The organism is Streptomyces aurantiacus (assembly GCF_027107535.1).
Taxonomy (GTDB): Bacteria; Actinomycetota; Actinomycetes; order Streptomycetales; family Streptomycetaceae; genus Streptomyces.
Genome location: NZ_CP114283.1, coordinates 3,145,163 through 3,157,477, shown reverse-complemented (window position 1 = coordinate 3,157,477; position 12,315 = coordinate 3,145,163). Strand labels below are relative to the sequence as shown.

The 12,315-nt window shown below is 73.1% G+C and carries 7 protein-coding genes and 1 pseudogene; 6 read left to right on the top strand and 2 right to left on the bottom strand.

Annotated features, from left to right (window positions below; genetic code table 11):
- Positions 1 to 158: 158 nt before the first annotated feature.
- Positions 159 to 1,043, bottom strand: coding sequence for an RNA polymerase sigma-70 factor (locus O1Q96_RS15700; RefSeq protein ID WP_269248759.1), 885 nt, complete (start codon positions 1,041 to 1,043; stop codon positions 159 to 161).
- A 191-nt stretch (positions 1,044 to 1,234) separates the two neighbouring features.
- Between O1Q96_RS15700 and O1Q96_RS15695 the strand changes: the two genes are divergently transcribed.
- The gene (locus O1Q96_RS15695) at positions 1,235 to 2,065 is read left to right on the top strand and encodes an alpha/beta fold hydrolase (protein WP_269248758.1); all 831 of its coding nucleotides are present in this window, start codon (positions 1,235 to 1,237) and stop codon (positions 2,063 to 2,065) included.
- A 45-nt stretch (positions 2,066 to 2,110) separates the two neighbouring features.
- Here the strand turns inward: O1Q96_RS15695 and O1Q96_RS15690 are convergent.
- Positions 2,111 to 2,947, bottom strand: a pseudogene (locus tag O1Q96_RS15690) (DMT family transporter); the annotation flags it as partial.
- A 47-nt stretch (positions 2,948 to 2,994) separates the two neighbouring features.
- Here O1Q96_RS15690 and pdxR point away from each other — a divergent pair.
- From pdxR to O1Q96_RS15665, 5 genes are all read left to right on the top strand, one after another.
- A complete protein-coding gene (pdxR, locus tag O1Q96_RS15685) occupies positions 2,995 to 4,437 on the top strand; it encodes a MocR-like pyridoxine biosynthesis transcription factor PdxR (RefSeq protein ID WP_269248757.1) in 1,443 nt (480 codons plus the stop codon).
- A gap of 221 nt (positions 4,438 to 4,658) precedes the next feature.
- On the top strand, positions 4,659 to 6,242 hold the full coding sequence (locus O1Q96_RS15680; protein WP_269248756.1) for an alkaline phosphatase D family protein: 1,584 nt from the start codon (positions 4,659 to 4,661) through the stop codon (positions 6,240 to 6,242).
- Positions 6,243 to 6,428: 186 nt separating this feature from the next.
- On the top strand, positions 6,429 to 7,832 hold the full coding sequence (locus O1Q96_RS15675) for an SWIM zinc finger family protein (RefSeq protein ID WP_269248755.1): 1,404 nt from the start codon (positions 6,429 to 6,431) through the stop codon (positions 7,830 to 7,832).
- The gene (locus tag O1Q96_RS15670) at positions 7,829 to 10,492 is read left to right on the top strand and encodes a DUF7824 domain-containing protein (protein WP_419586899.1); all 2,664 of its coding nucleotides are present in this window, start codon (positions 7,829 to 7,831) and stop codon (positions 10,490 to 10,492) included. The genes O1Q96_RS15675 and O1Q96_RS15670 overlap by 4 nt, the downstream gene beginning before the upstream one ends.
- 204 nt (positions 10,493 to 10,696) lie before the next feature.
- Positions 10,697 to 12,163, top strand: a complete 1,467-nt coding sequence (locus O1Q96_RS15665; RefSeq protein WP_269248753.1) for a GNAT family N-acetyltransferase — start codon at positions 10,697 to 10,699, stop codon at positions 12,161 to 12,163.
- The last annotated feature ends 152 nt before the right edge of the window (positions 12,164 to 12,315 follow it).

Sequence of the window (12,315 nt, the reverse complement as noted above, 5' to 3'; positions counted from 1 at the left end):
CGCCCCCACCCTTGGTCAAGACCAATCCTCGTACTGTTACCGCTCACACAGACGGGCTGCCGCAGAGCGTTCATACGACGTTCGCGATACGCCGTACGGGTGACACGACGGCGAGACCCCCGCCTCCGGGGCGGGGGTCTCGGCCGGGCCGGGCTTCGTCAGTCGACGGTGAGGAGCAGCAGTTTCTCCGGGTTGCGGACGATGTAGACGCACTGGATCCGGCCGTCGGCGACGTCCAGTTGGAGGACGCTGTCGGGCTTGCCTCCGGACATCACCAGCAGCGCCGGACCGCCGTTGGCCTCGATGAGCCGGACGGACACGTCCACGAGGCCCCTGCGTGCGATGCCGGCGACGAAACGGCCCACATTGTCGGCCGACTCGATGGCGCGCACCGGCCCCTTCGACAGGCCGCCGCTGTCGCCCACCAGGCGCACGTCCGGAGCCAGCAGGGACATGAGTCCGTCCAGATCACCCTCGAACGCCGCGGCGAGGAACCGCTCGGTGAGGTCGCGCCGTTCGTTCGGGTCGACCTCGTAGCGCGGGCGTTTCTCCTCGACGTGACGGCGGGCCCGCCCCGCGAGCTGCCGTACCGCGGGCTCACTGCGGTCGAGGGTGACGGCGATGTCCGCGTACGGATAGCCGAAGGCTTCCCGGAGCACGAACACCGCGCGCTCCAGCGGTGAGAGGGACTCCAGGACCACGAGGACGGCCAGCGAGACCGTGTCGGCGAGGACGGCGCGCTCGGCCGTGTCGGCGACGGTGTCCCCGAAATCGGTGAGGTACGGCTCGGGCAGCCACGGTCCCACGTAGGACTCGTTGCGGGACTGGACCTGCCGCAGCCGGTCGATGGCGAGCCGGGTGACGACGCGCACCAGGTAGCCGCGCGGTTCGCGCACGCCGGAGCGGTCGGCGCCGGACCAGCGCAGCCACGCGTCCTGCACCACGTCCTCGGCGTCGGCCACCCGGCCGAGCATGCGGTAGGCGACGCCCATCAGAACGGGCCGGTGCTCCTGGAAGACCTCGGTCACGGTGTCGGTAGCCACGAAGCCATCCCATCCCGGCACGTGGGCTCGTGTCCAGCGACATCAGGAGCCGTCGGGGACCGACCGGGAGGGGCATGGGGCGCCTTGCGCGACGTACGTCCAGAAGGTTGGCACAGCCGGGGGCTACCCGCCGGTAGTAATTGCTGACAAGCTGTCTAGGAGTCGCCCCGGTTCCAGACGAGGAGCAGTCCATGGCCGCCACGGTCTCCTTCAGCGTCCCCTCTCCGCACGGCCCGCGGACCGTGTCCCTCGCGTACACGCGCGTGGGCAACGGCCAGCCGCTCCTGCTGCTGCACGGGATAGGCCACCACCGGCAGGCGTGGGACCCGGTCGTCGACCTCCTGGCGGCCGAGCGCGACGTGATCGCGGTGGACCTGCCCGGTTTCGGTGAGTCCCCCGCACTGCCCGACGGCCTCGCCCACGACCTGACGACGATGAACGCGGCGCTCGCCGCGCTGTGCGAGACGCTGGACATCGACCGGCCGCATGTGGCGGGGAACTCCCTGGGCGGCCTGCTGGCCCTCGAACTGGGCCGCGAGAAGCTCGTACGGTCCGTCACGGCGCTCTCTCCCGCCGGTTTCTGGTCGCCCGTCGAGCGGCGGTATGCGTTCGGACTGCTGCAGGCGATGCGGCAGGCGGCCCGGAGCATGCCGCTGCCGATGGTCGAGCGGCTGTCGCGGTCGGCGGCCGGCCGCGCGGCGCTGACCAGCAGCATCTACGCGCGCCCGGCCCGCCGTTCACCCGAGGCGGTGGTCGCCGAGACCCTCGCACTGGCCAACGCCCAGGGATTCATGGAGACCCTCAGGGCGGGCGGTTCGGTCCAGTTCACGGACGACGTCCCCGGGCTTCCCGTCACCGTCGCGTGGGGGATGCGGGACCGGATCCTGGTGCGCCGCCAGGGGGTCCGCGCCAAGCAGATCATCCCCGGGGCCCGGCTGGTGCGGCTGCCCGGCTGCGGTCACGTCCCGATGAACGACGACCCCGCGCTGGTCGCCCGGGTCATCCTGGACGGCAGCCGCTGAGCCCCGCGCCCCGCGGTTCGACGCACCGGAGCCGAGGGCGACTCCGGCGCCCACCAGGGCACTGCCCACGGCCTGTGCCGCCCCGTAGGACCCCGTTCCGACGAGCGGGGCCGTGCAGGCGGCGGCCACCGGAATGAGGCCGGAGAAGAGCGTCGCGCGTTCCGCGCCGATGCGCTGCATGCCCATGTACCAGCAGACGAAGCCGACGACCGTGACGATCGCCGCCTGCCACAGCAGTGCGACGGCCTCGGTGGAGTCCGGAGTCCGCAGCCAGTCACGGCCGTCGACGATCACCCCGGCCACCGCCGACTCGACCGCCGCGATCCCGCACACGGTCGCGGAGAGCAGCCTCGGTCCGAGCGGCCGCAGGACGGGCACCGCGAGCACCGCGAAGCCGACCTCTCCGACGAGCGCGCACAAGGAGAAGGCGATACCGGCTCCGTCGGTACGGCCCCAGCCCTGGACCGTGAAGGCGCCACCTGCCACGAGCAACGCTCCGTACAGGACGAGCCGTTGGGGCCGGCGGCCCTCCTGAAGGGGGACGAGTACGGCGACGACCACCGGGGCGCAGCCTACGAAGACACCCGGTATCGCGGGTTCCGCGGTGCGCTCGGCGGCGATCACGGCGAGGTTGAAACCGACCATGCCGACGGCCGCGAGCAGCGCGAGGCGTGTCCAGTGGCGCGCGGTCAGTGCCCGCAGGGGCGCCGCCCCGCCCCGCCCCACCAGGGGGAGGAGGAGCAGGCACGCGAGGCCGTAGCGCAGGAACTGGCCGCCCGCGTACGGATAGTGGCCGAGGACGCTGTTGGCGGTGAAGGAGCCTCCGACGAGGACACAGGCGAGGGCCGCGAGCAGGGACCCGCGCGTGGTGGTGGCGTTCATGGGTGTGACGCTATGAAGGGCCGCGGTCCGGTTTAAGGTCCACTTCCATGACGTCATCGGGGACCAATCCGGAGGAGCCCGCCGCGGCGGGCCGGGCCGGCGCCTGGGACATGCTCCTGCCGGCCGCTTCGGCACCGGCACGCGCGCGTGGCCGTGCCCTGCAGGCGGCGCTGCGGGAGGCGGTCCGGGCGGGGCGGCTCGCGCCGGGCACCCGGCTGCCGTCCAGCCGTGAACTCGCCGCCGATCTCGGGGTGTCACGGGGTCTGGTCACGGAGGCGTACGAGCAGCTGACCGCGGAGGGGTACCTCCGCAGTGACCGGGGTGCGGGGACCTGGGTCGGCGGTGCCGTGCGGGCGGCCGACCCTCTCGTGCGGGACCTCGCGCCCCGCTCCCCCGGCGCGCGGACGGACTTCCTGCCCGGGACGCCCGACCTGTCGCTGTTCCCGCGCGCCGCGTGGTCGGCCGCGCAGCGCGGGGTGCTCGCCGAACTGCCGCACCACACGCTGGGCTATCCGGATCCGCGCGGGCTGCCCCGGCTGCGCAGCGCGCTCGCGGAGCTGCTCACCCGGCGCAGGGGTGTGGTCGCGGATCCGGAGCGGGTGATGGTCGTCTCCGGTGTGGCCCAGGCGACCACACTGCTGGGATTCGTGCTCCACGCGCGCGGGGTGCGTGCCGTCGGCGTGGAGGACCCCGGAAGCCCCGATCACGGGGCCCTGTACGCGTCGGCGGGTCTCGGCGTCGTACCGCTGCCGCTGGACGACGAGGGTCTGGACAGCGGGGCGCTGCGGGCGTCGGGGGTGCGGGCCGTGGTGACGACCCCCTCGCACCAGTTCCCGTCCGGGATCGCGTACTCCGCGCGCCGCCGCGCGGAACTCCTCGACTGGGCACGGTCCGTGGACGGGCTCGTCGTCGAGGACGACTACGACGGGGACTTCCGCTACGACCGGGCGCCGGTGGGCGCCCTGCAGGGCCTCGATCCGGAGCACGTCGCGTACACGGGTTCCGTCAGCAAGTCGCTGGCACCCGGGCTGCGGCTCGGCTGGCTGCTGGTACCGGCGTCGTTCGCCGAGGAGGTCGTCGAACGCAAACGCACGATGGACCTCGGCAATCCCGTCATCGACCAGGCGCTCCTCGCCCGCTTCGTGGAACGCGGCGACTACGACCGTCAGCTCCGCCGCTGCGGGCGCGCGTACCGGGAACGCCGCGACACACTGGTCACGGCCCTGGCCGAACACCTTCCCGGGACGGAGGTCTCCGGCATCGCGGCCGGTCTGCACGTCATCGCGACGCTTCCCGACCGCTACGGGCCGCCCCAGCGCTTCCTGGCCTCCGCCGCCGGGGCCGGCGTCGCCGTCCGCCCGCTCTCGGACTACACACGGACTCCGGCCGGGGACGACGTGGTGCGACTCGTCCTCGGGTACGCGCATGTGTCCCCGGCACGCATCCGCGAGGGAATCCGCCTTCTGGCGACGGCGACGCGCCCCGGGTAGCCGGGCGACGACGCCCGCGCGCCGGCCTGCACCGAGTGGCGTGGGGAGCCGAGCGCCGACGGCACACACCGTCCCGTCACATGTCCGCCGACTCCGGCCGGATCTCCACCTCGGGCGGAGCGGAGCACGTTGTTCACTTGCGGTTTCCGCGTGCGCTGCGGCACACCAGTAGTTGTATCCATAGCCATGCACATCGGCCGACCCGCCCCAGGAGGCGCCCCATGCCACTCAGCCCGCCGAGCCCGCTCCCCGGCCGCCGCAGCGTCCTGCGCGGCACGCTCGCCGCGTCGGCGGCACTCGCCCTGCCCTCCGCAGTCGCCGCCGCGGCTCCGGCGTTCGCCCTGTCGGGGCGGCCCCAGGCGCAATGGGGTGTGCAGGCCGGAGACGTGACCACGCACTCCGGTCTGGTGTGGGTGCGTTCCGACCGGCCCGCACGCATGATCGTGGAGACCTCCGCGACCGAGTCGTTCCGCAGGCCGCGCAGATGGCACGGCCCCCTCCTGGGTGCCGACACGGACTTCACGGGTACGGTCCCGCTCCGCGGTCTGCCGTCCGGGGAGCAGATCCACTACCGGGTGACCCTGGCCGACCCCGACGACTACCGCCGCACGGGCGAACCCGTACAGGGCACCTTCCGGACAGCGCCCTCGAAGCGGCGCCAGGGCGTCCGGTTTTTGTGGTCCGGTGACATCGTGGGCCAGGGCTGGGGCATCAACCCGGACATCGGCGGTCTGTACGCGTACGAGGAGATGCGCCGCCTGGACCCGGACTTCTTCCTGTGCAGCGGTGACACGATCTACGCGGACGGGCCGCTGTCGGCGTCCGTGACACTCCCGGACGGCCGTGTCTGGCGGAACGTCACCACCGAGGAGAAGTCCAAGGTCGCGGAGACCCTCGCCGAGTACCGCGGCAACTTCCGGTACTCGCTGCTCGACGAGAACGTGCGCCGGTTCAACGCGCAGGTCCCGACGATCGCCCAGTGGGACGACCACGAGGTCGTCAACAACTGGTACCCGGGCGAGATCCTCACCGACGCCCGCTACACGGTGAAGGACGTCGACACGCTGGCGTCCCGGGCCCGCAAGGCGTTCAGCGAGTACTTCCCGATCTCCACGCTGCCCGCCACGGGCGAGGAGGGCCGGGTGCACCGGGTCGTGCGCCACGGCCCCCTGCTGGACGTGTTCGTGCTGGACATGCGCACATACCGCAACGCCAACTCGCCGGGGCGGCAGACCGACGACACCACCGGCATCCTGGGCGCGGAGCAACTGGCCTGGCTGAAGCGGGAACTGGCACGGTCGCGTGCCGTGTGGAAGGTGATCGCCGCCGACATGCCGCTCGGCCTGGTCGTGCCGGACGGCGCGACGGACATCGAGGCCGTCGCACAGGGCGACCCGGGCGCTCCGCTCGGCCGCGAGCTCCAGATCGCGGAGCTGCTGCGGTTCGTCAAGCACCGCCGGATCACCGGCACGGTGTGGCTGACGGCCGACGTCCACTACACCTCGGCACAGCACTACGACCCCTCGCGTGCGGCCTTCAAGGACTTCGCGCCGTTCTGGGAGTTCGTCTCCGGCCCGCTCGCCGCGGGCGGTTTCCAGGCCAACGCGCTGGACGGCACGTTCGGTCCGGACCGGGTCTTCGTCAAGGCGCCGACGAGAGCGAACGTTTCCCCGATGGAGTCGCCCCAGTACTTCGGCGAGGTCGACATCGACGGTGACAGCGGCGAACTGACGGTCCGTCTGCGGGCCACCGGAGGGGCGGTCCTGTTCACGAAGGTCCTGCAGCCGGGGCGCGTGGGGCAGTAGTTCCCTCTCGTCACGGCTGCTCCCGTGGCGCGTGCCGAGGGTGTGCGGGGCCGCGGTTCCCGTACCCTCAAAACCTGTGCCGCGTACCGGCGTCATCCCCCGGTACGCGGCACGTCGGTGCCTGCTCGGCGCCCATGTCCGCGCAGGTCGGAGCCGATTGTCAGTGGTCGCCTCTACGGTTTTTCCATGACGCGATCTTTGCAGGCCGTGGCCTACACCCGATCCTCCGCGCTGGAGTCCTCACCGGGCGGAGGCCGCCTGGGACTTGAGACCTCACGAGGTGCGACGCCCCGCGGCGTCGAGGATCATCCCCGTTTCTTCGCGGGATTCCTGACCTCGCCTCAGGTGGCGTCGGCCGGGCTGCTCGCGGTCGCCGACGTGGCGGGGGCGCGCTACTTCCAGCGGCAGCTGGCGGCGTCCCTGGACCCGGTGGTCACGGGCAACGGCGACCGGCTGCGTTTCGAGTCCTTCTCCGGCTGCGGTGGGGTGTACGCCCGGCTGGACGTCCTCGAGGCGGGGCTCGACGGCGGCGAGGTGGGGCACGGCACGACGAACGTCGACGTCAACAACCCCTTGCGGGAGGCTCTGTCGAGGATCGGTTCCGACGATCCGCTGCATCTGCGTGTCGGCCCGGACGAGATGGCCGTGACCACCCTGGACGGGCCGGTCGTGGAGAAGAAGGTGCCGCTGCCGGACCGCTGGCTCCGGGGTTTCGCCGAGGCCCAGGTGATAGCGGCCGGTTTCGACCTGCGGGCCGAACTGCCCGCGTCGGAGGCCGTGCGGTTCCTGCGCTCGCTGCCCCGGTCCAGCGCACGTGGCGCCTCCCGGGGCGCGCGGTGGGTGGTGCCCGCGGGGCATGTCCTGCGACCCACCACCCGGCCGGTGCCCGGAGCGGTCTGCCTCCCGGGCCCGGAGCGGCTGATCGCCCTCCAACGGGTGCTCCGGCACGCGTCGGCGCTGCGGGTGTACGGTCCCGCGCTCGCCGGGGGCGCCGCCACGGCCAGTGCCTGGGAGGTCGTCCTGCCCGGGATGCGGCTCACACTGACACTGTCACCGGAGGCCTCCCGGGGCTTCTCCGGCGAGGGCGGAGTGCTCGACGCGCTGGCCGCGGACGAGACGGCCGAGGACGCGGAACTGATCGCGGTCCTGCTGGCCTGGGAACCCAGGATCGACGTCGGGGACCTGTCGGCCTCTTCGGGACTGCCCGCCGAGCGGGTGCGGGCGGCCCTCGTCCGGCTGGGCACCTCGGGACGCGTGGGCTACGACACGGCGGAAGCGGCCTACTTCCACCGCGAACTCCCTTACGACGCCGGGCGCGTGGGGCGGTACAACCCCCGGTTGCGGGCCGCCCGGGATCTCGTGGGCGCGGGCGCGGTGGTCCTGGACGGCGTCCTCGGCACGGTGACCGCCCAGGACGGGCACGCGCACCGGGTGCGCGACGACGCGGGGGTGCTGAGCTGCAGCTGCCTGTGGTGGGCCAGGTACCGGGGCGGGCGCGGGCCGTGCAAGCACGCGCTGGCGGAACGCATGGTCCGCCGCGGCGCGGTGTCCGGGCAGGCGGAGGTTCTGGCAGACGGGGGTGTGCGATGAGCGGTGCGGTGCCGGTGAGTGACACGTTGCTGACGACCGTACGGGCGGGGCGGACGAACGAGGCCGCGGGTCTGCTGGACGGGATGACGGATCCGCAGCGGCGGCTCTGTCTGCCCGCGCTGAAGGAGCTGCGCAAGGAGCTGCGGGTCGCGCCCTGGGACGCCGCGTCCCGCAAGGCGTATCCCGCACTGCACGCGGCCGGTGCCGCCTGCCACACCGGAGCGGCCGGGGCGGCGGCCTGGATCACCGCGGCCGACATGCGCTGGTCCCAGGCGTCTCCCGCGGCACTGCTCCACGTGCTGGGCGACCGGGACCGGGACTGGCTGGGCAACCTCGCGCGGCGGCTCGCGGACCGCCCGGCGACCGCCCAGGTCCCCTACGAGCTGATGGCGGGACTGGTGCGGCTGTCCGGTTGCGCGGTGCCGACGACGGAGACCTACGTCGTCGGCTGGGTCGAGCAGATCGGCAGCCTGTGGCAGCGCGGCGACACCGTTGCCCAGAGGCTTCGCCAGGATCCGTACACGGCGGAGCTCGTCCCCGCGCTCTTCGGGATCCCCGACATCGGCAGCCACCTGGACTGGCTCTTCGGCGACGGTCCGGACAGTTGGTGCAACGCCCTCGCGCGGCTCACCGAGGAGGGCGTCCTCGACCGGAAGGCCCTGGTGGACGACTGCGTGGCCCGGCTGCTGCGGGGCGGCGCGGCGTCCGACTGCCGCGTCTTCCTGCGGTTGTTGGCGGCACTAGGGCTCAGCCGGGACGAGGAGCGGGAGCGGGTCGCCGACTGGCTGGCGCTCACCTCCCACGCGGCCTCCACCGTGGCGGCCCACGCCCAGTCGGTGCTGGGCGCTCTGGCGTCGGCCGGCGGGATCACGTCCCGTCAGCTCGCCGAGATGTCCGCCGGCGTGCTGTTCCGCACGGAGAAGAAGCTGGTGCGCGCCCAGCTCGTGCTGCTCGGGAAGGTGCTCCGGCGCGACCCGTCCACCGCGACCGAACTGCTGCCCTCGGTGGCGCAGGCCTTCGGGCACGAGGACACGGACATGCAGGAGCGTGCATGGAAGCTGGTGGAGCGGTACGTCGGCGTGGTGGACGTGCGGGCGCGTGCGGAAGTGGCCGACGCGGCCGTCCGGTTGAGCGCCGGACTGCGAGCGCGCGCCGGCATGGTCCTGGGAATGGACGCGGCCGAGCTCGCGCCGCCGCCGTATCTGGAGCTGCTGCCTCCCGCGCCGGTGCCGGACCGGCTCGCGCCCGCGCCGGACTCGGCGACCGAGCTGGCCGAGGAGGTCGGCGCCCTGCTGGCGTCCGGCGACGGGGACGTGGCGGCGTTCGAGCGCGCACTGGACGGCCTGGTGCGGCACGCCCACCGGCGCCGGGAGGAGCTGGCCGAAGCCCTGGCACCGGTGGTCGCGCGGCTCTGGTGGGCCGACGCCGATCTTCAGCACCACTCGGCGGACGAGTACTTCCGGGCCGCGCCGCACGGCCTGGAGGTCGTGCTCGCGGCCCTGCTGGGACGGGTGCGGACGGCCACGCTGCACAAGGCCGATCAGCACGGACCGATGTCGGACCCCTGCGTGCACAGCGCGATGAGCGCCGCCTTCAACGCGCGACTGTGGGAGGCGGCCTACCGGGTGGGCACCGACCCGATGCCGTTTCTGCTCGCCACGCCCACCTGGGCGTCCGGATTTCTGGAGCCGGACGAGCTGGTGTCCCGCCTCGGCGAGTACCACCGGCTCGGCGCCCGGCCCGGGGCGGCCGACTTCGCGCAGGCACTGCTCCGGGTACGGCGCGACGACCGTGCGGTGGCCGCTGCCGCCGCCGGGCGGGCCGCCTCACTCGGCACGGCACACGGAGAGCGGCTGGCGCGCTGGCTCGCCGGCGACGCCCCGACGGTGCCCACGAGCAGGCGACGCACCTCGGGGGTCCGCATCCTGCTGGAACTCGGCGAGCTCGACGAGCTGCAGGCAGACCTCCCGCCGGCGTTCCGCAGGCTCGGCCGACCCGTCGGCGTCTTCGAGGCGCGCAGATACTGCCACCACTACTGGAGCCAGGACGGGCGGCAGCACTGGCTGGCCGTGGTGCCCGGGCGGCGCGAGCTGGTGGCCGCCCGCCTGATGCGTGAGGTCTCCTCGGTCTCGGTCGAGGGCACCCGCAACGCCGCCACGATCCTGCCGCTGATCGCCGAGGCGGAGGGCGAGGCGGGCGAGGCCGTGCACCTCTGCGTCGCGTACGGGCTGGGGGCACGTCACCCGGAGGACCGGCTCGGCGCGGTGGACGCCCTCCTGGTCCTCGCCGCGCGGGGGCAGTTGGACGCCGAGCGGCTCGGCGGGGACCTGGGGCAGTTGGTGCGCCGCGGGGCGGTGAAGCCCCTGCGGCTCGCCGAGTCCGCGCGGACCGCGGCGACGACCGGCGCGTACGCCACCGTCTGGTCGATACTCCGGGCCGCGCTGCCCGTGCTGCTCGCGGACCTCGCGGCGGACGGCGCCGCCCCGGCCACCCGCGGATTCGGCGAACTGCTGGCGGTCGCCGCCGAGTGCGCCGAGCTCACCGGGGCGCGCGACGACGTGGCGTATCTCGCGCAGGCGGCGGAGCGGAGCGGCTCGTCCCGGCTCGTGACCCAGGCCCGTCGGCTGCGTGACACCCTGGGCAGGGAAGTGGCCGCCTGAAGCGGGCACCGCCGCCGAAGCTCCGGCCTCGGCGCGCAAGTCCTGTACGTGTTCGGCCCGTTCGACCCGTTGAGTCCGTTCAGGGGACGTTCGATTCCCATCCCGGGATTCGTAAAAAATGCAACAAAAAAGACAGAAGCACACTTAACCGATCAGTCACAAAGCGTTCGTGATCACGCAACACCGATGCTCCACAGTGAACGCATGACTCCAGACATGTCTCACGCGACGCGCACGAAAAACGGCCGGCCGGTCCACCACTGGCGCCGGCATCTCATCCGGCTGGCCGCGCTGTTCACGGCCGCGGCGGTCGCCGACACCGTGGCTCACCTGACCGGGCACGGCTCCTATGGCCCCGTCCTGCTCGCGATTCCGGCGATCGCCCTGATCGCCACGGCGGGGTTCCACACATGGTGGGCACGACGCCACGGTCACGCCCCGCCGACGGGCGATACCGGCGCCCGGCCGCCCGCATCCGTGCGGCAGGCCGGGGCGGCCGTGGGGGATGCCGGCTCGCCGGAGGCCGGCTCCGGTGAAGCCGTGCTGTGGCGGATGCGTACGACCGTGCGGGACGAGCCCGGGTCGCTGGCCGCGCTGTGCGTGGCGCTGGCCGGTCTGCGGGTCGACATCCTGAGTCTGCAGACGCATCCGCTGGCCGAGGGCACCGTGGACGAGTTCCTGCTGCGTGCTCCCGCCCCGGTGGCGGCGTCCGACGTCACCGACACGGTGGCGCTGGCCGGCGGTCGCGGCACGTGGATCGAGCGGGCCGACGCGCACGACCTGGTGGACGCTCCCACCCGTGTCCTGGGCCTCGCGACACGTACGGCACTGGACGCGGCGGAACTGCCGTTGGCGCTGCGCCAGTTGCTCGGGCGGTGCACGATCCGTTCGCTGCCCGCCACGTCGGTGCGCGGGGACCGTTCGCACGAGGGGGCGCCCGTCGAGGGGGCGCTGGAGGACACCGTGATGCGGTTGCGTGCGCCGGAGGGCGGAGTGATCACCGTGGAGCGGCCCTATCTGCCGTTCACGCCCACCGAGTTCGCGCGGGCCCGGGCGCTGGTCGAGCTGGACGCCCGGCTCGGTCCGCGGGTGCCGCACAGCAGGGACGTCCTGACACTGCCCCGGGGCAACGACATCACTGTGCGCCGCGCCGACGCCGGTGACGTCGACGCCGCGAAGGCCATGCACGAGCGGTGCTCACAGCGGACGCTGAGCATGCGCTATCACGGACCCGTCAACGACGCGGACAAGTACCTCAAGCACCTTCTCAGCCCGCACTTCGGGCGCACGCTCGCCGTGCAGACCGCGTCGGGGCGCGTCGTCGGGCTGGGCCATCTCCTCTGGGACGGCGACGAGACGGAGATCGCTCTGCTGGTGGAGGACGACTGGCAGCGGCGCGGTATCGGCGGCGAGCTCCTCGGCCGTCTGGTGGCGATGGCCGTCGAGGCCGGCTGCGAGAGCGTGTACGCCGTCACGCAGTCGTCCAACACCGGCATGGTCGCCGCGATGCGCGCCCTAGACCTCCCCCTCGACTACCAGATCGAGGAGGGCACTCTCGTCATCACCGCCCGCCTCAGCGCGATGCCCCTCGACCCGCACCCGCCGTACGCGGAGGCTCCCGGGGACGAGCGCGAGCAGATGCCCGAGCACGAGCACTCGGTGCGCGACTGACGGGGTCGACGGAAGCGACGGAGCCGGACGGGGTCGGCCGGCCGGCATCCGTTCCGCACGGTGGCGGGTCCGGCGAGCACGCCGGGCCCGCCACCGTCCGCGTTCCGGTGCATCGGCCGCACCGCATGTCCCCGATGCTCCAGGGCGACACC